General features: G+C 69.4%; 22 protein-coding genes and 1 tRNA gene. 16 read left to right on the plus strand and 7 right to left on the minus strand.

The features are described 5' to 3' along the window. Together H4281_RS38155 and H4281_RS38160 are read left to right on the plus strand one after the other, a co-directional pair. On the plus strand, nt 1–533 hold a 533-nt coding region (locus H4281_RS38155; RefSeq protein ID WP_182895720.1), incomplete at its 5' end, for a helix-turn-helix domain-containing protein. A 72-nt stretch (nt 534–605) separates the two neighbouring features. Next, nucleotides 606–1,220 carry an MmpS family transport accessory protein gene (locus H4281_RS38160; RefSeq protein ID WP_182895721.1) on the plus strand — a complete coding sequence of 205 codons (615 nt, stop codon included), beginning with the start codon at nt 606–608 and terminating at the stop codon, nt 1,218–1,220. Between the two features lie 44 nt (nt 1,221–1,264). Here H4281_RS38160 and H4281_RS38165 read toward each other — a convergent pair whose 3' ends face one another. From H4281_RS38165 to H4281_RS38180, 4 genes are read right to left on the minus strand one after another with little or no spacing between them, the layout of a single operon-like run. Then, nucleotides 1,265–1,840 (minus strand): SRPBCC family protein, encoded by a 576-nt coding sequence (locus tag H4281_RS38165; protein ID WP_182895722.1) that lies wholly within the window; start codon nt 1,838–1,840, stop codon nt 1,265–1,267. A 28-nt stretch (nt 1,841–1,868) separates the two neighbouring features. Continuing rightward, nucleotides 1,869–4,208: a xanthine dehydrogenase family protein molybdopterin-binding subunit gene (locus H4281_RS38170; RefSeq protein WP_182895723.1), complete on the minus strand. Its 2,340-nt coding sequence runs from the start codon at nt 4,206–4,208 to the stop codon at nt 1,869–1,871. Beyond that, on the minus strand, nt 4,208–4,732 hold the full coding sequence (locus H4281_RS38175) for a (2Fe-2S)-binding protein (RefSeq protein ID WP_182895724.1): 525 nt from the start codon (nt 4,730–4,732) through the stop codon (nt 4,208–4,210). Before H4281_RS38175 ends, H4281_RS38170 begins: the two co-directional genes overlap by 1 nt. Next, nucleotides 4,729–5,595: an FAD binding domain-containing protein gene (locus tag H4281_RS38180; RefSeq protein ID WP_182895725.1), complete on the minus strand. Its 867-nt coding sequence runs from the start codon at nt 5,593–5,595 to the stop codon at nt 4,729–4,731. The genes H4281_RS38175 and H4281_RS38180 overlap by 4 nt, the downstream gene beginning before the upstream one ends. Before the next feature lie 225 nt (nt 5,596–5,820). Between H4281_RS38180 and H4281_RS38185 the strand changes: the two genes are divergently transcribed. The 3 genes from H4281_RS38185 to H4281_RS38195 all read left to right on the plus strand — a co-directional run bounded on the left by H4281_RS38185 (nt 5,821) and on the right by H4281_RS38195 (nt 7,748). Further along, the gene (locus tag H4281_RS38185; protein WP_182895726.1) at nt 5,821–6,951 is read left to right on the plus strand and encodes a TetR/AcrR family transcriptional regulator; all 1,131 of its coding nucleotides are present in this window, start codon (nt 5,821–5,823) and stop codon (nt 6,949–6,951) included. A gap of 107 nt (nt 6,952–7,058) precedes the next feature. After that, the gene (locus tag H4281_RS38190) at nt 7,059–7,337 is read left to right on the plus strand and encodes a hypothetical protein (RefSeq protein ID WP_182895727.1); all 279 of its coding nucleotides are present in this window, start codon (nt 7,059–7,061) and stop codon (nt 7,335–7,337) included. A gap of 111 nt (nt 7,338–7,448) precedes the next feature. Further along, entirely contained in the window at nt 7,449–7,748 is a 300-nt protein-coding gene (locus tag H4281_RS38195; RefSeq protein ID WP_182895728.1) for a hypothetical protein, read from the plus strand. Between the two features lie 9 nt (nt 7,749–7,757). Here the strand turns inward: H4281_RS38195 and H4281_RS38200 are convergent. Continuing rightward, a tRNA-Thr gene (locus H4281_RS38200) sits at nt 7,758–7,830 on the minus strand. 209 nt (nt 7,831–8,039) lie between these two features. On the opposite strand from H4281_RS38200, the gene H4281_RS38205 reads away from it, so the two are divergent. From H4281_RS38205 to H4281_RS38230, 6 genes are all read left to right on the plus strand, one after another. After that, the gene (locus H4281_RS38205) at nt 8,040–9,545 is read left to right on the plus strand and encodes a threonine/serine exporter family protein (RefSeq protein ID WP_182895729.1); all 1,506 of its coding nucleotides are present in this window, start codon (nt 8,040–8,042) and stop codon (nt 9,543–9,545) included. A gap of 84 nt (nt 9,546–9,629) precedes the next feature. Further along, nucleotides 9,630–11,081, plus strand: a complete 1,452-nt coding sequence (locus H4281_RS38210; RefSeq protein ID WP_182895730.1) for an alpha,alpha-trehalose-phosphate synthase (UDP-forming) — start codon at nt 9,630–9,632, stop codon at nt 11,079–11,081. Nucleotides 11,082–11,122: 41 nt separating this feature from the next. Then, nucleotides 11,123–13,657 (plus strand): trehalose-phosphatase, encoded by a 2,535-nt coding sequence (otsB, locus tag H4281_RS38215; protein ID WP_182895731.1) that lies wholly within the window; start codon nt 11,123–11,125, stop codon nt 13,655–13,657. 130 nt (nt 13,658–13,787) lie between these two features. After that, the gene (locus H4281_RS38220) at nt 13,788–14,321 is read left to right on the plus strand and encodes a hypothetical protein (protein ID WP_182895732.1); all 534 of its coding nucleotides are present in this window, start codon (nt 13,788–13,790) and stop codon (nt 14,319–14,321) included. 39 nt (nt 14,322–14,360) lie between these two features. After that, nucleotides 14,361–14,966 carry an RNA polymerase sigma factor gene (locus H4281_RS38225; protein ID WP_182895733.1) on the plus strand — a complete coding sequence of 202 codons (606 nt, stop codon included), beginning with the start codon at nt 14,361–14,363 and terminating at the stop codon, nt 14,964–14,966. After that, nucleotides 14,963–16,054 carry a hypothetical protein gene (locus H4281_RS38230; RefSeq protein ID WP_182895734.1) on the plus strand — a complete coding sequence of 364 codons (1,092 nt, stop codon included), beginning with the start codon at nt 14,963–14,965 and terminating at the stop codon, nt 16,052–16,054. The genes H4281_RS38225 and H4281_RS38230 overlap by 4 nt, the downstream gene beginning before the upstream one ends. Here H4281_RS38230 and radA read toward each other — a convergent pair whose 3' ends face one another. Beyond that, nucleotides 16,055–17,416: a DNA repair protein RadA gene (gene radA / locus H4281_RS38235; RefSeq protein ID WP_182895735.1), complete on the minus strand. Its 1,362-nt coding sequence runs from the start codon at nt 17,414–17,416 to the stop codon at nt 16,055–16,057. Between the two features lie 46 nt (nt 17,417–17,462). After that, the gene (locus H4281_RS38240) at nt 17,463–18,143 is read right to left on the minus strand and encodes a copper chaperone PCu(A)C domain-containing protein (RefSeq protein WP_182895736.1); all 681 of its coding nucleotides are present in this window, start codon (nt 18,141–18,143) and stop codon (nt 17,463–17,465) included. Between the two features lie 274 nt (nt 18,144–18,417). On the opposite strand from H4281_RS38240, the gene H4281_RS38245 reads away from it, so the two are divergent. From H4281_RS38245 to H4281_RS38265, 5 genes are all read left to right on the plus strand, one after another. After that, nucleotides 18,418–18,909 carry a CarD family transcriptional regulator gene (locus H4281_RS38245; protein WP_009084200.1) on the plus strand — a complete coding sequence of 164 codons (492 nt, stop codon included), beginning with the start codon at nt 18,418–18,420 and terminating at the stop codon, nt 18,907–18,909. Nucleotides 18,910–18,976: 67 nt separating this feature from the next. Then, nucleotides 18,977–19,621, plus strand: coding sequence for an IspD/TarI family cytidylyltransferase (locus tag H4281_RS38250; RefSeq protein ID WP_182895864.1), 645 nt, complete (start codon nt 18,977–18,979; stop codon nt 19,619–19,621). Nucleotides 19,622–19,626: 5 nt separating this feature from the next. Continuing rightward, the gene (gene ispF / locus H4281_RS38255) at nt 19,627–20,091 is read left to right on the plus strand and encodes a 2-C-methyl-D-erythritol 2,4-cyclodiphosphate synthase (protein WP_182895865.1); all 465 of its coding nucleotides are present in this window, start codon (nt 19,627–19,629) and stop codon (nt 20,089–20,091) included. A gap of 202 nt (nt 20,092–20,293) precedes the next feature. Beyond that, entirely contained in the window at nt 20,294–22,291 is a 1,998-nt protein-coding gene (locus H4281_RS38260) for a hypothetical protein (protein WP_182895737.1), read from the plus strand. Further along, nucleotides 22,288–23,760 carry a type 1 periplasmic-binding domain-containing protein gene (locus tag H4281_RS38265; RefSeq protein WP_182895738.1) on the plus strand — a complete coding sequence of 491 codons (1,473 nt, stop codon included), beginning with the start codon at nt 22,288–22,290 and terminating at the stop codon, nt 23,758–23,760. Before H4281_RS38260 ends, H4281_RS38265 begins: the two co-directional genes overlap by 4 nt. Nucleotides 23,761–23,809: the final 49 nt, after the last annotated feature.

Here is a 23,809-nt window from a genome sequence, read left to right on the forward strand (position 1 = left end):
CCCGGTTGCGAACCCTGCGCAACCGGCGCGGCATCACCCTTGCCGACCTGTCAGCGGAGACCGGCATCTCGGAAAGCACCCTGTCCCGCCTGGAAAACGGCCAGCGCCGGGCCAATCTGGAACTGCTGCTGCCGCTCTCGCGCGCCTACGACGTGCCGATCGACGACCTGGTCGGCGCGCCCCGCGCCGGCGACCCGCGCGTCCACCTGCGCCCGATCCACCAGCATGGGATGACTTATGTGCCGCTGACCCGGCGACCGGGCGGCGTGCACGCGTACAAAATGCTCATCCCCGGCCGCTCGGCCGAACCCGCTTTGAAAACCCACAGCGGTTACGAATGGCTGTACGTCCTCAACGGCCGCCTCCGCCTGATCGTGGGCGCGAAGGACCTGACCGTCCCGCCCGGCGAGGCAGCGGAGTTCGACACGACGGAACCGCATTGGCTCGGCTCAGCCGACGGCGGCGCGGTCGAACTGCTGATCCTCTTCGGACTCCAAGGCGAGCGAGTGCACGTGGAACCGCGCCCGAATTGATTACGGACATCGCGTAACACTCGTGGCGATCAGTGCGACCTGTTTGTGCACGTTCGATCACGAAAGGCTCGCATGTCCGCCCCTGACTATCCTCAGCCGCCCGCGCCCTATCCGGCCCCGCCCGCCCAGCCGAAGAACGGCCTCGGCACCGCCGGGTTCGTGCTCGGATTGCTCGGCCTGATCTTCTCGTTCATCCCCGTCATCGGGCTCGTCGCGTGGCCGCTGGTGATCCTCGGGATCATCTTCTCCGCGCTCGGCTTCGTCCGGAGCCGGTCCGGAAAGGCCACGAACAAGGGCCTCTCCATCGCCGGTCTCGTGCTGTCGGTGATCGGCCTGGTGCTGTGCATCATCTGGCTCGCGACGGCCGCCAAGGTGGTCAACGAGGTCAACAACGAAGCGAACCGCACCGTGACGGTCCACTACGAGGTCTCCGGCACCGCGAAGGACGCCTCGATCACCTACACCACCTTCGGCGACGGCAGCGCGTCCACCAACCAGGAGCAGCCGAAGGCCCTGCCGTGGTCGAAAGACATCTCCACGAAAGGCCTGCTCAAGGGCGGCTCCCTGTCGGTGACCACCGGCACCGAGGGCGGAGAGGTGACCTGCAAGGTCACCGTGGACGGCAAGGAAACCAAGACGGCTAAGGCGTCGGGCAACTTCGCGACCGCCTCCTGCGACGGCTTCTGACTGGTGCGGAGAAGGGTCCGCCGGGCCCTTCTCCGCACCGGCAGCTATCGACGACGCAGCAGGCGAACCACAATCGCCACAGCCACGAGTGCCGCGGCGGGCAACGCAGCCTTCTTCAGCAGCACCGGCGCCACTGCGGCCCCGAGATCGACGGCTTCAGGCTCGGCCGGGGAGAAACCCGGGTCATTCAGGGCTTCCGCGAGCCGGGCGGTGAACTGCTGGACGATCCGGTCGCTCACCTCGGCGAGGATCCCGCGGCCGAACTGCGCGGGGCGGCCGGTGAGCGCGAGTGCGGTGCGCACCCGCACCAAGGTCCCGGCCGGATCAGGAGCCAGCACGGCAGTGACCGTCGCGGACGCAGCGCCAGTGCCACGGCTTTCGCGGCCTTCGAGGTCGAGCACGATCGTCTGAGCGGCCTCGTCGCGGTTGACGGTGCCCGAGCCCTGATAGCTCATCCGCACCGCCCCGACCTTGACTTCGACTCGTCCGGAGAACGACTCCCCGTCCAGCCGGTCGAGGACCGCGCCGGGCAGGCACGGCGCGACCCGTTCGAGGTCGAGGAACAACTGCCAGGCCGCGGCCGGGGTCGCGGGAACGGTGAAAGAGTGGTCGAGACGCATCGCGTTCTTTCCGTTTCGTGAGTGCGGATCAGGCGGACCGCAGCAGGTCGCGCACCCGGCTCGGCGAGAGCGGGCCGCGGCGGACCACCACGCCGTGCGGGCGCAGGGCGTCCTCGACCGCGTTCGCGAGGACCGCTTGGGGCGCGATCGCGCCGCCCTCGCCGAGTCCTTTGACGCCGAGGTCGTTCATCGGACTCGGCGTGTGCAGTTCGTCGAGGTCGAGATCGGGGATCTCGGACGAGGTCGGGACGAGGTAGTCCAGGTACGTGGCGGTGCGCGGCTGGCCGTCCGGCCCGTAGATCATCTCCTCGTAGAGCGCGCCCGCGATGCCCTGCGCGATCCCGCCGGTCACCTGGCCCTCGGCGATCAGCGGGTTCACGATGACGCCCGCGTCGTGCACGACGACGTACTTCCGGACGGCCACCTCTCCGGTGCGCTCGTCGACCTCGACGACCGCCGCGTGCGCCCCGCTGGACACCGCGAACCCCGGCGGGCGGAAATGCACGGTTTCGGACAGCTCGGCACCGGAGATGTCGTCAGACATCGGGGCGCCCGCGACCAGTTCCGCGAGAGTCAGCGACGGTCCGGTCTGGACTCCGCGAACGGTGAACACCCCGTCGGCAAGGTCGAGATCGGTCGCGGCCACCTCAAGCCTGCGCGCCGCTGCCGCGAGCGCCTTCTCCCGCAGAAGCAGTCCGGCTCGGTGGGTCGCGTTGCCCGCGTTGACCAGCGCGCGGCTGGCGATGGTGCCGACCCCGAAGGAAGTGGCCGCGGTGTCGCCGCCGACGACGTCGATCTGCCGCGGCGACACTCCGAGCGCGTCCGCGGCGATCTGCGCCATCGCCGTGCGGTGGCCCTGGCCCTGCGACGGAGTGCCGATCGCCAGCTTGACCCGGCCGCTGGGCGCGAGGTCGATCCGGGCGGTCTCGAACGGGCCGAGTCCGGTGGCCTCGATGTAGAGCGCGAACCCGACGCCGACGCGTTTCCCTTCCACCGCTCCCGATTCCTGCTGGGTTCGGACCGAGGGCAGGTCAACCTTCGCCACCGCGCGGCGGAGCAGCTCCGGGAAGTCGCCGGAGTCGTAGACCTGCGGCTGGCCGGACCGGTCGACCAAGCCGGTCCGGTACGGCATTTCGCCAGGCCGCACCAAGTTCCGCGCGCGCAACTCCGCAGGCTCAAGGCCGAGAGCGGCGGCGAGCCGGTCCATCGCGCGCTCCATCGCGAACACCGCTTCAGGCCGCCCCGCACCGCGATACGGAGTCGAGAACGTCGTGTTCGTGAGCACTCCAGCCACGTCGATCTCGACGTTCGGCACGCGATACGGACCGAGCAGGTGGCACAGCGAGTTGTAGGGCACCACGAGGCCAGTCATGTTGTACGCGCCGAAGTTGACCGTGACCCGGTCGCGCACGCCGAGGAGCCGTCCGTCCGCGTCGGACGCCAGTTCGATGCGATGGATCTGCTCGCGGGCGTGCGACGAGGCGGTGAGATTCTCAGTGCGGTCCTCGCGCCAACGTACCGGTCTGCCGAGGCAGCGCGCGGCGTGCGGGACGATCAGCTCTTCGACGTACAGGATCCCTTTCTGCCCGAACCCGCCGCCGACGTCGACAGCGAGCACCCGCACGTCCTCGGCTTCGAGCCCGAGCGTGCGCGCGATCGAATCGCGAAGCCGGTGCGGCGTCTGGGTTCCCGACCACACAGTCAGCTCACCGCGATACGGGTCCACTTGCGCCGCGACGGCACGGGTCTCGATCGGAGAGGCGACATACCGGTGCGCGTGGAATTCCTCGCTGATCACCGTGTGAGCGGCACGAAACGCGGCGTCCGGATCGCCGACGCGGGCCGTCACAGCAACCGCGGTGTTGTCCTGAAGATCTTCGTGGATCAGCGGTGCCTCGGGTTTCAGCGCCTCTTCCGGATCGACCACCACCGGCAACGACGCGTACCGCACGTCGATCAACTCGAGCGCGTCCTCTGCCAGGTAACGGTTCTCGGCGAAGACAACGGCGACCGGCTGGCCCACGTAGGCCACCTTCTCGCGGGCGAGCAGCGGCATCGGCGTCAATCGCACCGTTGGATCGACGGTCTCCGCGAGACCCGGCGGGATCCGTAATTCCTCGCGGTTGAGCAAGGGGTCAAGCCCCGCCAAGTCTTCTCCGGTCCAGACGGCGGTGACGCCCGGCGCCGCGAGTGCCGCCGACACGTCCACGGAAACCAGGCGCGCGTGCGCTTCGGGACTGCGAAGGAACGCCGCCTCCAACGAGCGCGGAAGAGCTAGATCGTCGACGTATCGGCCTTGCCCGCGCAGCAACCGATCGTCCTCGACGCGAGCCATCGGGCGGCCGATCCAACCGGATTTTCCCGTCATCAGGCGGATTCCTCTCCGAATTGCGCGTCAAGGGCTTGAGCCACGGCACGACGGATGTTGCGGTAGCCGGTGCATCGGCACAGATGCCCGCTGAGCGCGTCGGCGACCTCGGCTTCGGTGGGCCGGTGTTCGGCCGACGCGAGTGCGGTCGTGGTCATGAGGAGCCCGGAAGTGCAGTAACCGCACTGCATTCCGTGGCATTCGTGATAGGCGCGCTGCACGGCGGTGAGCGGCGCGTCGCCCGGCGCGAGGCTTTCGACAGTCCGGATGTCCGTGCCTTCGCACTGCACGGCGAACATCAGGCACGCGCGCACAGGTGCTCCGTCCACGAGGACAGTGCACGAGCCGCAGACCCCGTGTTCACAGCCGGTGTGGGTACCGGTCAGCCCCAGCCGATCGCGCAGGAAATCGGAAAGCAGCAGCCTGGATTCCACTTGCGCGGCACCGGCTTCCCCATTCACAGTCAGGCGGACGGCGTGCCACGCGGACGGTTCGGGCAGTGGCGGATTGCCAGGTGTGTTCATCGAGTGCGCTCCCAAGCGATGGTGACGGCGCGGGTCAGCAAGTGGGCGGCGGCTTCGCGGCGGTACTCGGCGCTCGCGTGCACATCCCCGGCCGGTTCCAGCCGGCTTTGGACGGCACGCGCGGCCGCTGCCAGGTCATCGGCGTCGAGCGTGGTTCCGGTCAATGCGGCTTCGGCGGGCAGCAGCCGGACAGGCACCGGTCCCGCCCCACAAAACACAACCCGTGCTCCGGCGACAGAATCGGCGGCGCGATCGAGCAGGACACCGACTCCGATGGTGGCGAAGTCACCGTGCCGCCGCGCCAGTTCCTCGAACGCCCAGCCTCGTTCAGGAGGCTGCGCGGGGAAAACGACCTCGGTGAGCAATTCGTCGTCGGCGAGCGCGGTCTGAAACGTGGCGACGAAGAACTCGGCCGCGGGCACCGTGCGGGTCCCAGCTGGCCCGGCGAGCACGAACCGCGCGTCCAGCGCGACCGCGACGGCCGGGAGTTCAGCGGCCGGATCGTGGTGGGCCAGACTGCCGCACACCGTTCCGCGCTGACGGATCTGCGGATGCCCGATGCGGTCGATCGCGGCGGCGAGCAACGGCCAGCCGCGACGGACGGCCGGGGTGGCCGCGACCGCCGACTGCCGGGCCGCGGCACCGATCCGCAGCTCCCCTTCGGCGCCGACCACGCACCGCGCGAGACCGCCGATCCGGGTGATGTCCACCAGCACCTCGGGCCTGGCCAGCCGCATCGACAGCATGGGCACGAGCGATTGGCCGCCGGCGAGCACCTTGGCCTCGCGGTCTCCGTCGGCCAGCAGCGCGACGGCCTCCGCGACAGTGGCAGGGGCGGCGTAATCGAAGGGGCTCGGTTTCATGCTGACCCTCTCCGGTCAAGTTCGTTGAGCTCTAAGATAGTTACACTAAAGATTTACCGCCGCAAGGATCATTCGCAGATTTCCTCGGCGCAGCCCTGGTGCCAGATCCTCGCAACTCGCCGCAATATTCAGTCCCACCTGGTACATAGCCACTCCTTCCGTCATCCGAAAGCTCTCCCTTGATCATGAACAGATGTTCAAACTCCACCGATTAAGATGGCCGCCATGAGCGCCGACGACGCCCCGCCGCCCCAGGGCGAGACCGCGGGTCGCCGCGGCCGCCCCCAAGATCCGGAAGGCAACCGGCGCGCTGTGCTGGACGCCGCGCGCCGGCTGTTCGCCGCACGCGGCTACGAGGGGACGTCGATCCGAGAAGTCGCGGCCGAGGCAGGCGTGACGGCGGGCTCGGTGATGGCGTACTTCGGTTCGAAGGACGGCCTGTTCCGCGAAATCGTCGGCGGGAGCACGGGCATCACCGTCGACATCGTCGCGGCGGCTGCGGACGGCCCGGCCCGGCTGTCACACGCGCTGGCCAACGCCTACCTCGAACGCTGGGACCGTACGCCGGCCGAACATCCCTGGGCCGCGCTGATCCGCTCGGCGGTCACCCACGAAGCGAGCGCTGAGCAATTACGCGCCATCCTTGACGAACAAGTCACCCAACCGCTTGCCGAACTGCTGGCTGACGCGCCGGACGCGCGAGAGCGGATCGCGCTTGTCCGCAGCGTGCTGTTCGGCGTAGTCATGGAGCGGTACCTCTTCGCGCACGAGCCGGCTCACTCGGTGCCGAGCGCAGCGTTCGCGCCCTATTTCGCCGAAGCGATGTCGGCGGCCTTGGACAGTGCGCACCCGCCTGCCGCGGACACGGTCGACCGCATCCTGGACGAGTGGCGGACCGAAACCCCCGGATTGGACGTGTCCGCGTTCGCCGTTTTCGGCAGGCTGCACCGGTGTTCAGCGCTGTACCGGGCCTCGGTGAGCCGGATCACGGAGAAACACGGGATCAGCATGGCGGCGTTCGACGTCCTGACCGCACTGCGCCGGGCAGGCGCGCCGTACCGCCGCACCGTGGGCGAGATCGCGGAATCCGCACTGGTGAGCCCAAGCGGAGTGACCCTGCGCGCGGACAAATTGGAGGAGGCAGGCCTGGTAGTCCGCGAACGAGACGGCAAGGACCGCCGGGTCGTCCACCTCCGCCTGACCGAATCCGGCCGGGCGCTGATCGACCGCGTGGCACGCGAGCATTTCCCGAGGGAGAACGAACTTCTCGGCCAAGTGGGCAGCGCGGAACGGACCGCGTTGTCGAGACTGCTAGGGCTGCTGGAAAAGTCCCTCTCCTCGGCGGATCCGGGCTGAACCGAGATCTGGTACCGCGAAACAGGCTCGAAACTGGCTCTGGCTGGCACCAGATGGATCTCGCACAGTGAGAGGAAGCACTGAGCGAACCCACCAGCGAGGCAGTCATGTCGGCCCAGATCCTCCCGCTGAACCACCGCGAGCGAGCCACTCTCACCGCCGTCGGCCTAGGCCGCGCCGAAATGACCTGCAGCTGCGAGCCCGATCTCTACATCGACGGCGTCCCGTGCTGCGACCAATTCACCGCCCACCGCCTCGCCCGGTTCGCCTTGGTGGTCCCGCTGCGCGCAGGCCGCCGCGGCGAGCGCGTTCCGGCACTCCTCACCGACGCCGGTCGAGCCGCGATCGATTTGCCTGCCGCTGACGTCCCGCGGTCCGCTGCCTGAACCCACCGCGCACCGAACGTTCGGCAAGCAGCCTCGGTCCGGGCGAAGAAACCCGGCTCGAGCCGCTTTGTCGCGCCTGCTCTGTCGTTTCGGATACGGCATTCTCGCGTCATGGCATACCTCAACGGCACAGCCGAGCGAGTGGTGGACGACGAGTTCCCTGGCTGGGTCGAGGTCCGGTTCTCCGGGGCCGACGGCGCCGAGAACACGCTCGTGGAGAAACTGCCGGTACTCGACGGCGACCTCACGACAGCGTCAAAGTACCCAGCGTCGGTTCGCATCCCTTGCCGCGTGGTAAAGACCGAAGCCAACGGCACCGTGGCTGTGGTCGAACTGGAGCACGAAGCCACCGACCTCGGTGGCCGAAACGTGTTTCGAGTGCCAGCGGACGCGGTTATTACGGGCCCATGATCGAGACGGAGCCGGCAAGGGGGTTCGAACCCCTGACCTTCTGTTTACAAGACAGATGCTCTACCAACTGAGCTATACCGGCACGCACCCGGCGACGGGCGCGCCAAAAGTATATCGGGCCGCTCCCGCCGCACCTGGACAACCCGCCCTAACCCCCAGGTCAGCACCGAAAATCGGCAAGATCCAACCCCATGCGGCACGATCGGCTAGAGGTGTGGCGGACACCACTGCAACAGCTGGGGCGGTACGGCCGATGGTCCCCGGGAACGAACGAGGAGGTGGGGATCGATCATGAAGATCAACGAGCGTGCCGGCCAGGGGACTGCGCGCAGACGGTGGCCGATTCTCGAGCCTCCGCACCCCCGGTCCAGCCAGCGGCATCGGCCGAATCTGCTGCGCCGTCGCGCTTGGCACATTCTCGAGGCTCCGACGGCGGAACAACCCGCGGTCGAGTCCGAAGAGGCGATCGGTCCCAAGCCGCCGGACGACGCGACCGTCAACTTCGTTCTGGATCTCACGCTGCGGATCGGCGAAGTGCAGATGGCCAGCGGCGCCGGGGCTTCCGACGTCACCGCGACCATTCTCGCGCTCACCTCCGCGCTCGGGCTGCCGCACTGCGAGGTCGACGTCATCTTCACGTCGATCACCGTCACCTGTCACCGCGGGACCGACCTCGCGCCGGTGACCGCGTTGCGAGTGGTCCGTTCGCGCAGTCTCGACTACACCCGGCTGACCGAAACCGAGGCGCTCGTGCGCCAGATCGTCCGCGGCCGCACCGGGGCCGAGGAAGCGGTCACCGAACTGGACCGGATCACCTCGGCGCCGCACCCGTACGCGCGCTGGACCGCGACCGCTGCCTGGGGCGGACTGGCCGGGTTCATCACGCTGCTGCTCGGCGGCGGCCTCGACATCGCGCTCGTCGCCGTGGTCATCTCCGCCGCGGTCGACCGGATCGGCAGGCTGCTCAACAAGGTCAACCTGCCGTTCTTCTTCCAGCAGGTGGTCGGCGGGCTGTTCGCGACGCTGTCGGCGATGATCATCGTCAGCAGCAACATTCTCACCACCGACCGGCCGACACTCGTGGTCGCGGCGGCGGTCACCGTGCTGTTGTCGGGGCTCTCCACGGTTTCCGCGGTGCAGGACGGGATCACCGGGTACTACGTCACCGCGTCCGGACGCACGATGGAAACCGCGTTGATGAGTGCCGGGTTGATCGCGGGCGTCGTGCTCGCGCTGCGGATCGCGGTGATGCTCGAACTGCCGCGCACCCCGTTGCCCGACGTCCCCGTCTCGACCGCGCAACACCTGCCGATCATCGTTGTCGGCGGGGCCGGCGCGGCCGCCTGCTTCGCGCTCGCCTCGTACTCGAAACTGCGCGCGATGCTCGTCGCCGCCGCGGCGGGCGGGATCGGCGCGCTCGTGTACGGCGCGTTGATCATCGCGACGCTCGACGCGGTGAGCGCTTCGGCGATCGCGGCGACGCTCGTCGGGTTCTGCGGGGGCGTGATGGCGCGGCGGCTGAAAGTTACTCCGCTCGTGGTCGCCGTGTCCGGGATCACTCCGCTGCTCCCCGGCCTCTCCACCTATCGTGGTCTATACCAATTAGCGGTTTCGCCAGGCGGGAACATCTCGACCCTGATGACCGCGGTCGCCATCGGGCTCGCCCTCGCGGCGGGCGTTGTACTGGGCGAATACCTCGCCCAGCCGGTCCGCACCGGGCTCGGCAGGCTCGAGCGGAAGCTCTCCGGCCCCCGGCTCGCCGGGCCGATGGAGCCGACCGAACGGCGTTTGGAGTAACCAGTTGGTCACCGGCCGGTCACTCCGCGCGCGCTAGGGTTTCTCTTGGGGCCGCGACCCGCCGATGACGAGGGAGCAGCTGGAGTGACTGACGCGATTGCCGACCGGAACAGCGCACCGTCCGCGGATTTCGTCGTGGTGGCCAACCGGCTGCCCGTCGACCTCGAACGGACCGCGGACGGAGAACAGCGCTGGACAGCCAGTCCCGGCGGGCTGGTCTCGGCACTCGAACCGTTCCTGAGGTCCCGCAAGGGCGCGTGGGTCGGCTGGCCGGGCGTGCCGGACGTCGAGGTGGACGAGTTCGACGACGACGGGCTCGTCCTGCACCCGGTGTCGCTCACCTCGGCCGAGGTCCGCGACTACTACGAGGGCTTCTCCAACGCCACGCTCTGGCCGCTCTACCACGACGTGGTCGCCCGGCCGGTCTTCGACCGGGCGTGGTGGGACAGCTACGTGAAGGTCAACCAGCGTTTCGCCGAGGCCAGCGCCACCGTCGCGGCCCAGGGCGCGACCGTGTGGATCCAGGACTACCAGCTGCAGCTGGTGCCCCGGATGCTCCGCGAACTGCGGCCCGACCTGCGCATCGGCTTCTTCCTGCACATCCCGTTCCCGCCGGTCGAGCTGTTCATGCAGCTCCCGTGGCGCGCGGAGATCGTGCGCGGCCTGATCGGCGCGGACCTGATCGGCTTCCACCGGCCCGGCGGCGCGCAGAACTTCCTGTGGCTGGCCCGGCAGCTCGTCGGCCTCGAACCCACCCGAGGCGCGGTCGGCGTCCGGTCCCGGCCGGGCATGGTGCAGGTCGGCGACCGCACGGTGCGCGTCGGCGCGTTCCCGATCTCCATCGACGCGGCCGGCCTCGACTCGCTCGCCCGCAGCAAAGGCGTCGGCGAGCGCGCCAAGCAGATCCGGCGCGACCTCGGCAACCCCAAGGCGGTGCTGCTCGGCGTCGACCGGCTCGACTACACCAAGGGCATCGACCTGCGGCTGCAGGCTTTGCACGAACTGCTGCACGAGGGCAGGCTCGAACCCGGCGACGTCACGTTCGTGCAGCTGGCCACGCCGAGCCGCGAACGCGTCGAGCACTACCAGCGGATGCGCGGCGAGATCGAGCAGATGGTCGGCCGGATCAACGGCGAGTTCGCCCGCGTCGGCCACCCGGTCGTGCACTATTTGCACCAATCCGTGAACCGCACCGAGCTGGCCGCCTTCTTCTCCGCGGCCGACGTCATGGTGGTGACTCCGCTGCGCGACGGGATGAATCTCGTCTGCAAGGAGTACGTCGCGTGCCGTCCCGATCTCGGCGGCGCGCTGGTGCTCAGCGAGTTCGCCGGCGCGGCGGCCGAACTGACCAGCGCTTTCCTCGTCAACCCGCACGATCTGGACGGGGTGAAGAACGCGTTGGAGGCTGCCATTACGCTCGACCCCGCCGAGGGCCGACGCAGGATGCGCGCCATGCGTCGCCAGGTCCTCACCCACGACGTCGACCGGTGGGCGCGTTCGTTCCTCCAGGCGCTGGGTGCCGAACCGGCCGACTGACCCCCTCCCCCGTACCGCGCTGGACCTCCTGAGGAGGAGTGTTGACCGCCGAGGCGTTGCCCGCGGAACTACGGCGCGCGATCGTGCAGATCGCCCGTACCCCGCGCCTGCTGGTCGCCTGCGACTACGACGGCACGTTGGCCCCCATCACCGCGAACCCGGACGAGGCGCGGCCGCTGCCTGAGTCCGTGGGTGCGTTGAGATCTCTCGCCGGCCTGCACGAAACGACCACCGCCGTGATTTCCGGCCGGGCCCTGCGGGACCTCGCGACCCTGTCGCGGCTGCCGTCCGAGGTGAACCTGGTCGGCAGCCACGGATCCGAGTTCGACATCGGCTTCATCCACGCCCTCGACGAGGACGCGAAGGCGCTGCACCGGCGGCTCGAGCACGAGCTGGAACAGCTGGTGCTCGACGTGCCCGGGGTGTCGCTGGAGGTCAAGCCGGCGAGCATCGCGGTGCACGTGCGCCGCGCCGAGCACAACGCGGGCCGACGCGTCCTCGCGGACGTGCACGAGGGCCCGTCGAAGTGGGAAGGCGTCACGACCACCGACGGCAAGGAAGTCGTCGAGCTGGCGGTCGTGAAGACCGACAAGGGCAACGCGCTGGACACCCTGCGCCACCAGGTCGGGGCCACCGCGGCGGTCTTCCTCGGCGACGACGTCACCGACGAGAAGGCGTTCGCCCGGCTGGCCGGTCCGGACCTCGGCATCAAGGTCGGCGACGGCGAATCGCTCGCCGAGTACCACGTGCCCGACACCGTCGACGTCGCGATGGTGCTCGCGTTCCTGCTGGAAGAGCGGCGCAACTGGCTCTACGGCGAGTCCGCGACGCCGATCGAGCGGCTGTCGCTGCTCGCCAACGAGCGCTCGGTCGCGCTGGTGACGCCGGACGCGAAGCTGACCTGGCTGTGCCACCCCGGCCCGGACGCCCCCGCGGTGTTCGCCGACCTGCTCGGCGGTCCGGGTGCCGGGCATTTCTCGATCAAACCGCACCGCAACGGGCTCCCGCTCGGCCAGCGGTACCTGCCGAACACGATGACGGTCGAAACGCGCTGGTCGCGGCTGCTCGTCACGGACTACCTCGAACCGGAGAGCCCCGGGCACCGCACCGACCTCGTGCGCGTGATCTCCGGCGAGGCGGTGGCACAGGTCGTGTTCGCGCCGCGGCCGGAATTCGGCGGTGTGCCGGTGAAACTGGTCGCCGAGGCCGAGGGCCTGCGCGTCCTGGGCACCTCGGAGCCGTTCGTGCTGCGCTCGCCCGGCGTCGAATGGTCGATCGCCTCCGACGGGCTGCAGGACACCGCGACCGCGCTCGTCCAGCCGACGCCGGAGCAGCCGGTGGTGCTCGAATTGCGGTGCGGCACCACGGAGCTCGCCGCGCACGAACTGTCCGAAGTGGACCGCCGGGACCGGGCGGGCCGGTACTGGAGCGACTGGGCGGCGAAGCTCAAGCTGCCGACCGTCCAGACCGAACTGGTGCGCCGTTCCGCGCTGACCCTGCGCGGGCTGGTCAACACCGACACCGGCGGCGTGCTGGCCGCCGCGACGTCGTCGCTGCCGGAGGAGATCGGCGGGGTCCGCAACTGGGACTACCGCTACTGCTGGATCCGCGACGCCGCGATGACCGTGCGCGAACTGGTGCACCTCGGTTCGCACGAGGAAGCCGAGGGCTATCTGAAGTGGCTGCACGGCGTGCTCGCCACGCTGGCGGGCCCGGAGCGGCTGCACCCGCTGTACACGCTGGCCGGAAGCGTCATCGGCGCGGAGGCGGTCATCGAATCGCTGCCCGGGTACGCCGGTTCGCGGCCGGTGCGCGTCGGCAACCTCGCCAACCACCAGGTGCAGCTCGACGTGTTCGGCCCGGTCGTGGAACTGGTCGCCACGCTGGCTGAGGTCCGCGGCGAACTGCGCGACGAGGACTGGCAGATGGTGCGCGCGATGGCCGAGGCCGTCACGCGGCGCTGGAACGAGCCGGACCACGGCATCTGGGAAGAGCGGCACGTGCCGCGGCACCGGGTGTACTCGCGGGTGATGTGCTGGGTGACCATCGACCGCGCGGTGCGCCTCGGCGACGAGTACGGCCGCGACGTCCCGGGCGCCTGGCCCCAGCTGCGCGACCGGATCAAGGCCGACGTGCTCGAGCACGGATGGAACGAGGAGGTGCAGGCGTTCACCACCGCCTACGACGGCACCGACCTCGACGCGGCGTCCCTGTTCGTGGGCCTCACCGGCCTCATCGACCCGGCGGACGACCGGTTCCAGAAGACCGTGACGGCGATCGAAGCCGAACTGCGCAGCGGTTCCACGGTGTACCGCTACCGGCGCGACGACGGCCTTCCCGGCGGGGAAGGCGGCTTCCACATCTGCGCGGCCTGGCTGATCGAGGCGTACCTGTGCACCGGGCGGCGCAACGAGGCCGAAGAGCTGTTCGCGCAGATCGTCGACGCGGCGGGCCCGACCGGGCTGCTGCCGGAGCAGTTCGACCCGGTCGCGGAGCGTTCGCTCGGCAACCACCCGCAGGCGTACTCGCACATCGGGCTGATCCGGTGCGCGAATCTGCTGGCAGAGAAGGCTTGATCAGGCAAGACCCTTAGCACGCCTCGGTGACAAGTGCCGTGAAGGCCGCCTTGCCGGAATCGCATTCCGTTAAGGTGGTCTTCACGAGCATTTGCACGTTCGTTCGGGTTGCCGGCGCGGAGGTGATGCGGTGAAGCAGTACTACGGGCAGCAGTCCGCGGAGTACGCCCCGCTGCCGCCGTTGTTCGCCGCCCGGGTGCGCGTCGCTTCCGTGGTCATCGGGGTTTCGCTGGCGATCGGCACGCTGCTCGTTTTCGGGATCACCGCGCTCGTGAACCGTCCGCTGCACGGGCACAGCCTGCCGCGCGGGCTGCTCGGTCTCGTCGCGCTGCTGCTGCCGATGCTGTCCGTGCTCGCCATCGCCGTGGTGGTGCTGTCCGCGCGCCGCTGCCTGCAAGGCGACTACCTGGTGATCGCCAGGGCCCGCGGCACGCGCACGGCGCTGACCACCTGTTTCACCGTGCTGTCGGGCAGCTGCCTGATCGCGCTCGGGGTGTCCGCGCTGGTGGATCTCTGGGGCAACCACGGCAAGCTCGGCTTGACCGAACTGCTCGCCACCTTCGCGAATTTCGCCATCGGCCTGATCGGCTACAGTGCCGGGCTCTGGTTCGTGCGGCCGTCGGTGAGCACGCTGGAGAAGTTCAGCGACCACCCCATCTGGTGAGGCCGTGAACGCTCGCCAGCCGTGCGGGCAAGAACAGGCATGCAGGTGACCCATGACGGTCCCGAGCCGGTGTCGGTCGGCCCGCAGGACCGCCCCGACCTGGGCGGACCCGATCCCGCCCCGGCTTTCGGGCGGCTGTTCGACGCGCACGCGGCGACCATGCACCGCTACCTAGCGCGCCGCGTCGGCCCGGATACCGCGCACGATCTCGTCGCGGAGACGTTCCTCGTCGCGCTGCGCCGCCGGGAGTCCTACCAGCCGGAGCTGGGCACCGCGCGCTCGTGGCTGTACGGGATCGCGACGAACCTGCTGCGCCACCACGTCCGCAGCGAAACCCGGGCGCTGCGAGCCACGGCGCGGCTCGCGAATTCCGGCGACCGCGGCCACGGCGGGCACGACAACCGGGTCGCCGAGCAGGTGGACGCACAGGCCCGCGCGGGACAGCTGGCGGGCGCGCTCGCGAAGCTGAGCGTTGCCGACCGCGACACGCTGCTGCTGGTCTCGTGGGCCGGGCTGGAACCGGTCGAAGTCGCCGAGGCGCTCGGCATCCCGCCGGGCACCGTGCGTTCGAGGCTGCACCGGATCCGCAGATGGCTGCGCACCAACGCAGGCGCATCGACCCGCGAGGAGGCGAAAGACCAGTGAACGACGACACCGTGCGGCATCTGTGGTCCGACGCCGAACTCGACGAGGCCCTCGCCGCGCTGCACCCGCACGAGACGGCCACCGACCGCGCCGAACTCGACCGGGCCCGCGCGAGCATGATGCGGGCCGCCGCGGCCGTGAGCGAATCCGACGAACCGGTTGTCCCGCAACGGAAAAAGCGCTCCGGCGCGTGGCGGTTGATCGCCGTCGCCGCCGCGGTCGCGGTGCTGACCGGCGGCGTGGTCGTGGTGCGGGAACTCGCCAGCGCGCCGACGACGCTGGCTCCCGCGGGCCCAGGTTCCCCGCCGGAGAGCCGGGAAGCGGGCGCGCCGTTCACCCACCTCGTGACCAGGTACAGCCACACCGCGCTAGTGGGCGGGACCAGTGTGTTCCGGGTCAAGGAACAGGTGGACCTGTGGATCCCGGCCGACCCCTCCGGAATCTGGAAACGCCGCTGGACCCGGTCCGAACCGCCGACGCTGCTCGGCGGGGAGCCCCGGGACAGCGCGAAACTGCCCGGGCCGTCCCAGGCTGAGGAGTCGGCGCCCGGCGGGCGGTTCACGCCCGACGCCCGCTTTCCCGGCGATTCGCCCGCCGGCACTCTTGGCTGGTCCCGGCCGACCCCGGAATTCGTCGCGAGCCTGCCGACCGACGCGACCATGCTGGCCAATCGCCTCCTGAAGGACCGCATCCCGCCGACGCTGTCGCCCGCGGGCGACGGCCCGCTGCCGCAACCGTCGACCTACGGCACCACGAAGGTCCCCAGCCGCATCAGCTATCCGTCGGCGACCGGGATGATCCTGAACGTCCTCGCTTCCGGGTACGCGTCGCGCGAGCTATGGGGTGCCTTCCTGAAAGCGATGGACGACCCGACGCTCGGCTTCCAGCTGGTGCAGATCGCTCCGGACTTCGTGCAATACGCGGTACTCGCCGGCCCGTACAAAGTGCTCGTCTCAATCAACCGGAAGCGACTTCAGCTGACCGACCTCCAGGTGCTCTCCGCGAGTTCCGTCACCGGGTTCTCGCCCGGCATTCTGGTCAGCTCCGCGCAGTTCTCCTCCGAGACCACCAACCGGACGGGAGGCTGATCATTTCGCGTGGTTCGCCGCGTTGAGCGCACTCGCCACGTCGGGCACCTCCAGCACCCGGATGCCGTCCGGGAGCTTGCCGGAATCCGGCGGCACCAACGCGTGCGTGAAGCCGAGCCGGGCCGCCTCGGCCAGCCGCCGCCCGACGTTCGGCACCCGCCGGATCTCGCCCGCCAGCCCGACCTCGCCCACCGCCACCAGCCGCGGCGACAGGGCCACGTCGTGCAGCGAAGAGGTCAGCGCGAGCACCAGCGCCAGGTCGATGGCGGGCTCGGTGATCTTCATGCCGCCGACCGTGGCGACGTAGACGTCCTTGTCGCCCAGCTTCATCCGGCCGCGTTTCTCCATCACGGCGAGCACCATGGCGACCCGCGCCGAATCGAGGCCGCTCACCGCGCGCCGCGGCTGCGGCATGCCGCTGCTCGACACCAGCGCCTGCACCTCGCCCAGCAGCGGCCGTTTCCCTTCGACCGCGACCGTGACCGCGGTCCCCGGCACCGGCTCTGCCGTCCGGCTCAGGAACAGGCCGGACGGATCGGGCACGCCGACGATGCCTTCCTCGGTGAGCTCGAAACAGCCGATCTCGTCCGCCGCGCCGAACCGGTTCTTGATGCCGCGCACCATCCGCAGCGTCGAATGCTTGTCGCCCTCGAACTGCAGCACCACGTCCACCAGGTGCTCCAGCACGCGCGGACCGGCGACCGAACCGTCCTTCGTGACATGTCCCACGAGCACGACCGGCAGCCCGCGTTCCTTGGCGAGCGCGACGAGCCCGGCGGTGACCGCGCGAACCTGCGTGACCCCGCCTGGCGAGCCCTCGACCTGCGGCGATGCCATGGTCTGGACCGAATCGACGATCAGCACGCCCGGCTTCACCGCGTCGACGTGTCCGAGGATCGCGGACAGATCGCTCTCCGCCGCGAGGAACATCTCACCGTGCACGTTCCCGGTGCGCTCGGCGCGCAGCCGGACTTGCCCCGCGGACTCCTCGCCGGTGACGTACAGCGAACGCCCTGCCGTGACCGCCCATTGGTAGGCGACTTCGAGCAGCAGCGTGGATTTGCCGACCCCGGGTTCACCGGCCAGCAGCGCGACCGCGCCGGGCACGAGCCCGCCGCCGAGCACCCGGTCCAGCTCCGGCACGCCGGTGGCCTTCGCCCGGGCAGCCTCGACGTCGACCTCGGCGATCGGCCGGGCGGGCGCACTGGGCGCTCCGGCGGCCACCCGCGCGATCGCCGGTTTCGCCGAGCCGCGCTCCTCGAGCGTGCCCCACGCCTGGCATTCCGGGCAGCGACCGACCCACTTCGCCGTTTCGTACCCGCATTCCGCGCACCGGTGGACGGTGCTGGTCTTCTTCACCACGCCGCGAGGCTATCGGCGGACACCGACAGAAATCGCGGCGACGCGGTCAGGAGCCCGCGTGCGCGGGCGCGGCCACCGGCAGCTCGACCACGATCGGGCCGGCGTTCTGGAAGGTGAAGGTGACCTTGATCGTCGCGCCCGGCCACAGCGGCTGCTTGAGGCCCTGCAGCACGACCTTGCCGGTGCCGAGCTGGCTCGCCGCGCCGCCGTTCTCGCCCGCCTGCGGCGTGTTCGACGCCGAGTTGGGGGCCGAGTTCGCCGAGCTGTTCGGGGCGGAGCCGGGCGCGCCGCTGGCGGGCTGGTTCGCCTCGGAAGCCGGGGTGCTGTTGGCCGACTCCGACTGCGCCGGGGCGCCCTGCTCGACCGCGTCGGCCGGGCCGATCACGAGCGAGTGCCCGGCGACGATCGCCGTGTCCCCGGAGATCTGCGCGGGGCCGGAGGAGCCCTCGGAGGTGACCGAGACGAGCTTGTCGTCCTTCTGGCCCTGGTTGATCACGGTGAGCGTGAGCGGGGCGGGCGAACCGGCCGCGTAGCCGGGGCCCTGCGCCGGGTACTGCACCGCGACGTTGCGCAGCACGATCGTCTTCACCTGGGCGTAGGTGCCGTTGACGGCGGGCTGCTGGGTGTCGGTCTGGGTGATCTGACCGGCTCCGCAACCGGCGAGCACGAGTGCGGCGCCGAGCGCCGACACGCCTGCGCCGAGCACGCGGCGATTCTGCAGCCTCACGTCAGAGTCCTTCCCTTTCACGGCCTCGTCCTTCCCGAAGACTAGCCGGGCGGTTCTCCGCGCGCGGAACCGGTGTGCGTTCCCGGCCGATCGACTGTCCACAAAGGATCCCACGGCACTGGTCGGGGCGCTGTCGGCTCACCTGCATGAGCACGGCGAAAACCGGTTTGTCAAGCCCTGCTCAGGCCGCTGACCTGCGACGACGATCCCGGGTCGCTAGGTGGCCGCCGAACAGCCGTGATAGGATGGAGTCAGCGAAAGGGGCAGAGGACACATGGTTTTCAAGGTCGGAGAGACCGTCGTCTACCCGCACCACGGTGCCGCACTCATCGAAGCGATCGAGACCCGCGTGATCAAGGGCGAGGAAAAGAAGTACCTCGTCCTCAAAGTCGCGCAAGGGGATCTTACGGTTCGCGTGCCCGCGGACAACGCCGAGATCGTCGGCGTGCGCGATGTCGTCGGGCAAGAGGGACTGGACAAGGTCTTCGATGTTCTGCGTGCTCCGCACACCGAAGAGCCCACGAACTGGTCTCGTCGGTACAAGGCCAACCTGGAGAAGCTCGCCTCCGGCGATGTGAACAAGGTGGCCGAAGTGGTGCGCGACCTCTGGCGGCGAGAAAAGGACCGCGGACTTTCAGCCGGCGAGAAACGCATGCTGGCGAAGGCACGGCAAATCCTGGTCAGCGAGCTCGCGCTCGCGGAGGGCACCGACGAGGGCAAGGCGGAAACGCTCCTCGACGAGGTTCTAGAGACCGCGACGGTCTGACCCTGGGTCCTCCGGTTCGCCGCCGAGGCAACCGGTTCCCTACGATCACGACCTGATGAACCCACAGGTGCACAGCGTCGCGTTCGTGACTGTCGCGCACCGTCCGGCCGATCCCGAGCTCGCGCTCGCGGCGGTCGGCGGCGCAGCACTACTCACGCACACCGTGCGGGGGCTGCTCGGCACGCCGGAAATCGATCTGGTGGTCGCCGCAGCCCCCGAGCGGTGTGCGAAGTCGTTTTCCGAGGCATTACGCGGCCTCGACTGCCGGGTCGTTCCCGGCTCCTCGCTCCGGCAGGTCTTCGCCGCCGTCGAGCCGCTGCTTTCCCCGGACGCCGTCGTGCTGGTGCACGACGCGCTGCGGGCGTTCACTCCACAACAGACAGTCCGGAACGTGCTGGCCGCGGTCCGGGACGGCTCGCCCGTCGCGGTGCCGGTGCTGCCGATGTCCGACACGGTGAAAACGACCGACGAATCCGGAATTGTCACCGCCACCGTCGATCGCGACGGTCTCCGCAGCGCGCAAACCCCGGTGGGTTTTTCCCTTTCCGCTTTCCGTTCCGCACTCGCCGATTCCGCTGACCCCGGTCTCGCCGACACCGCGGGCGCGGCCACCGTCCCCGGCGATCCGGACGCGATGCGCGTCGCGAGCGCCTTCGAACTCACCCTCGCCGAAGCGCTCGTCGCCGGCGGGGACCGAGAGGATCCCCTGTGACCGATCTGCGGGTAGGCAACGGCGTCGACGTCCATCCGATCGAGCCGGGCCGCGAATGCTGGATGGCCGGTCTGCGGTGGCCGGGCGCCGACGGCTGTGCGGGCCACTCGGACGGCGACGTCGCGGCACACGCCCTGTGCGACGCCCTGCTGTCCGCCGCGGGCCTCGGCGACCTCGGCGCGGTCTTCGGCACCGGAGACCCGCGCATGGACGGCGCGCACGGCACCGACATGCTCGTCGAGGTGCGTGCGTTGCTGCGAGCCGAAGGCTGGCAGGTAGCCAATGCCACCGTGCAGGTCATCGGCAACCGCCCGCGGATCGGGAAGCGGCGCGACGAGGCGCAGCAGGTGCTGAGCGACGCGGTCGGCGGACCCGTGAGTGTTTCCGGGACGACGTCGGACGGGCTCGGGCTCACCGGACGCGGCGAGGGCATCGCGGCGGTCGCGACCGCGCTGCTGGTGCGCGGCTGAGCGAAATGCACTCGCCCGGGAAATCGTGATATTCCATTTTCCCCGATACTTGACCAGCGAGAACAACACGGCCCGGTAAAATGATCTTCGCCGCTCGGGCAAAGATCTCCGCTAACTTCTGCGCGGGTACCCGTCGCTCATTATAATTATTTCGCGACGTTTGCGGCGGCAGGGAGCGGGGCCGCCCGGCCAAAGGGGGACGATGCCCGTCGATGCGCATCGATTGTCCGGAGTACGTTCGATCACCGGGAGGCTGGTCGAGGAACTGCTGTCCCGTCCGGGAGGACAGAGCAGACCGCTGCCGATCGCGGTCGCGCTCGGCGTGCGCGGATCGGGGAAGTCGGCGCTGCTGGAGGAATTGCGCACCCGGTGCGAGGACATCCCGCACGCGCTCGTCGATTTCGAGCGGCGCGACTGGGAGCAGATTCAGCCGAGGGAACTGCTGGGCCACTTGGCTTTTGATCTCGGCAGGCAATGGCGGCAATTCGGCCGTATCGCGTTTCCTCGGCTGTGGCTATGCATGCTCGTGCTCAGCGCGCCGGTCGAACTCGGCGACCGACGGGCCGCGCTGCGCAAACTCCGGGATCTGATCGCGAAAAACCAGCCGCTGGAACGCAATCGCGACGCGATCGTGGACGTGGTGAAGCTCGTCGGCGGCGTCACGTCAGGCAACAGCCTTCCCGGTTGGAACGAGGCGACCGAACTGCTGCTGCGCGGGCTCAGCTGGTACGACCGGCGGCGGCTGATGGGCAAGGTCAAGGCCATGCCGACCGGGCACGGCAACCACCAGGACTTCCTGATCGAAATCGCCAAGCACGCGCACGGCGACGACGAGGACCGGGCCGCGGTCGACGCGATCATCTGCGACGCCTTCCTCGCCGACCTGCGCCGCGCGTACTCCGGCATCTCCGGCACCCGCCGGACGATGAATTGCCTGGTATTGCTGGACAACGCGCACACGAAGGGCGGACAGGACTTCCTGCGCGCGCTCGCCGAGGCGCGCAGGCACACGCCGGACCAGGCCGATCCGCTGGTGGTGATCGCGACGAGCCGGACGTGGAATCCGGACTGGGGCGAGAGCTGGTCGATGGTCACCGCGCATCCCGGCAGCGACCGGGAGATCCGCCGGAACCCGGAGCACCGGACCAGCGGGCTTGACTGGCCGGTGCCGCGGCTGCCCGCGCACGTGGAAACCGATTGGATCCCCGGCCAGCCGGACAACCGCTGGTCCCCCTGGTACCTGCTGGAACTCGGCACGCTTTCCAGCGGCGACGTCGTCGATGTCGCCGCCGCGCACGACGTGCACCCGACGTCGCGGCTGCCGCGGTTCCTGTCCCGGCTCACCGACGGACACCCCGGCGCGGTGCGGGAGGTGCTGCAGACGCTCGCCGCGCGGTACGAGCCGGCCAATCCGAACACCTTGCGAGAAGCCTTGTACACCAAGGTAACCGCAGAGGACGGCAGTGATTCCACCTTGCTCGCCGAGATGTGCGACTATCTGCTGCAAGACTTTTCCACCGCGAGCCGTCAGGAACTCGTCACCGCGAGCGCCGCGGTCGACGTGGAAATGCTGTTCCACAAGGAAATTCTCGATCTGCGCAATCCGATGGGCGAGGGACCGCTGTTCAAGCAGCTCGCCGATCAGCTGTGGCTGCGGGCGGATCCGGACGATCCGTCGCGCTACGTCCTGCATCCGTGGCTACGCCGGCTGCTGCTGCGGAAGCTGGCGACGCGCGCCGACGATCACCCGCTGAGCTGGGAAAAGGTGCACACGCGCTGCCGTGATTTCTACGAGAAGAACGGCCGCGTCGCCGCCGCTCGCTACCACGACCTGGCGCTCGAGAACGTCGACGCGGTGGTGACGCATCTGTGCAAGCCGCTCGTCGCGCCGCACGCCGAGTTCGACGTGCCGACCGCGGAGGCGTGGCTGGCCGAACTGGACACGATCACCGCCGCGCCCAACCGGCTGGTGGAGAACGCCGATCCATACACCCAGGTACAGCAGCGCGTCGGCGAGTGGGAAGGCGAACTGGAGACCACCGTGGCGTGGCTGGTCGTTTCGCTGTGGCTGGCGCGCGATCCGCTCGGTGACCCGGGCGGCACCCTCAACGCCACGATCGAGAGCGGATTCCACCATCTGGCCCAAGGCCGGGGACGAGGATCAATGCTGCTGCACGAGCGAGCGGAGCGCTACCGATGACGCAACGGATCAAACCGCCGCGGCCGGCCTGGGCGAAGTGGCTGTGGGGCGGCGGCGCGGTGCTGCTGGTCGTGGTCATCGTCGTCGCCGCGTTCGTCGTCGTCCCGGCGATCAGCGAGGCGAACCGCACGTGCGGTGCCGGCGTCGAGGAACGCGGTGAGAATTCCGAATGTATTGGCGCGACTGACGGCGAATTCGTGTTCTCTCCCGACCTCGCGGATGTGGAAAACAGAATTCATCAGGAAAATGCCGAAACCGTCGGGTCCGGGAAGCCGTACGTGACCATCGCGATTCTCCTGCCGATGACGCTCACCGACCACGACATCCTCTCGCACGAATGGGTGCGCCATCAGCTCGAAGGGGCGTACGTCGCCCAGCACCGGGCGAACAAAACGCAGTCCTGGGGCAGCGTGCCGCTCATCCGGCTGCTGCTGGCCAACCCCGGCAGCCAGCTCAAACAGTGGGAGCCGGTGGTCGACGACCTGATCGGCCGCACCGGAGCCGACCGGATCGTGGGCGTGACCGGCATCGGGCTGAGCCTCGACACCGCGCGCAGCGCCATCCAGAAGCTGTCCGACCACCGCATCCCGGTCGTCGCCTCGCACCTTGCCGCCGACGAGTTCTCGCAGATCCCCGGGTTCCTGCGGGTCTCCCCGACCAGTTCGACCTACGGTAGTTCGATGGCGGGCTACGTGAAGCCGACCGCGCACACCGCGACCGTCGTGCAGGACCAGAACCCCGGCGACCTGTACCCGAAGACGCTGGCCACGGCGTTCACCAAGACGTTCGCCGACGCTGCGCACCGGATCGTCGGGCGCACCGAGTCCTACGACTCCAGCCTGCCCGGGATCGAGAACACGTTCCTGCAGATGATGCCCAACATCTGCGGCGACAACCCGGACGTCGTGTACTTCGCCGGCCGCGAGGACCACCTGAAGTCGTTCGTCGCGCAGCTCGCCCAGCGCCCCTGCCTCGATAAACACCTGACCGTGTTGACCGGCGACCTCGCACAGGTCGGCCCGCCCGGCCCGGAGATGCGCCGCGGTCTGCAGGCGAACGTCACCGTGCTCGCGCCAGGGCTCGCGCACCCGCAGGCCTGGCGCGACCATCCCGAGTCGTTCAACAAGGCGGCCGTCGCGAGCTTCGAAGAACCAGGATGCGACGGCTGCTTCACGGCGGTCTTCCCCCGCGAACGGCTGGACGACGGCATCGCGATCCTGGCGCACGACGCGGTGCTGACCGTGGTCTGGGCCATCCGCGGCATCCCGCGGGTGTCTCCGGAGCAGGTCACCGCGCAGGACGTGCTGCAAGCGCGGAACCGGCTGCACGGACAATCCGCGGTGCCGGGAGCGAGCGGCATGATCTCGTTCGACGACCGCGGCGACCCGGTGAACAAGGCGGTGCCGATCCTGAAGGTGCGGCTCGACGCGACGCCGGAATTCGTGGAGCTGTACGTCCCGGCGGGCTGAGTTCCGCGGAGGTGAGCCAGGCACCACAAACGGGCGGCATCGCACCCTG

The sequence above is a fragment of the Amycolatopsis dendrobii genome (genome assembly GCF_014145675.1).
Classification (GTDB): domain Bacteria; phylum Actinomycetota; class Actinomycetes; order Mycobacteriales; family Pseudonocardiaceae; genus Amycolatopsis; species Amycolatopsis dendrobii.

Bases quoted from the DNA above. Each gene is read 5' to 3' on its own strand.
- H4281_RS38160 (WP_182895721.1), top strand. From the start codon at position 606: ATGTCCGCCCCTGACTATCCTCAGCCGCCCGCGCCCTATCCGGCCCCG.
- H4281_RS38165 (WP_182895722.1), bottom strand. From the start codon at position 1,840: ATGCGTCTCGACCACTCTTTCACCGTTCCCGCGACCCCGGCCGCGGCC.
- H4281_RS38170 (WP_182895723.1), bottom strand. From the start codon at position 4,208: ATGACGGGAAAATCCGGTTGGATCGGCCGCCCGATGGCTCGCGTCGAG.
- H4281_RS38175 (WP_182895724.1), bottom strand. From the start codon at position 4,732: ATGAACACACCTGGCAATCCGCCACTGCCCGAACCGTCCGCGTGGCAC.
- H4281_RS38180 (WP_182895725.1), bottom strand. From the start codon at position 5,595: ATGAAACCGAGCCCCTTCGATTACGCCGCCCCTGCCACTGTCGCGGAG.
- H4281_RS38185 (WP_182895726.1), top strand. From the start codon at position 5,821: ATGAGCGCCGACGACGCCCCGCCGCCCCAGGGCGAGACCGCGGGTCGC.
- H4281_RS38190 (WP_182895727.1), top strand. From the start codon at position 7,059: ATGTCGGCCCAGATCCTCCCGCTGAACCACCGCGAGCGAGCCACTCTC.
- H4281_RS38195 (WP_182895728.1), top strand. From the start codon at position 7,449: ATGGCATACCTCAACGGCACAGCCGAGCGAGTGGTGGACGACGAGTTC.
- H4281_RS38205 (WP_182895729.1), top strand. From the start codon at position 8,040: ATGAAGATCAACGAGCGTGCCGGCCAGGGGACTGCGCGCAGACGGTGG.
- H4281_RS38225 (WP_182895733.1), top strand. From the start codon at position 14,361: ATGCAGGTGACCCATGACGGTCCCGAGCCGGTGTCGGTCGGCCCGCAG.
- H4281_RS38245 (WP_009084200.1), top strand. From the start codon at position 18,418: ATGGTTTTCAAGGTCGGAGAGACCGTCGTCTACCCGCACCACGGTGCC.
- H4281_RS38260 (WP_182895737.1), top strand. From the start codon at position 20,294: ATGCCCGTCGATGCGCATCGATTGTCCGGAGTACGTTCGATCACCGGG.
- H4281_RS38265 (WP_182895738.1), top strand. From the start codon at position 22,288: ATGACGCAACGGATCAAACCGCCGCGGCCGGCCTGGGCGAAGTGGCTG.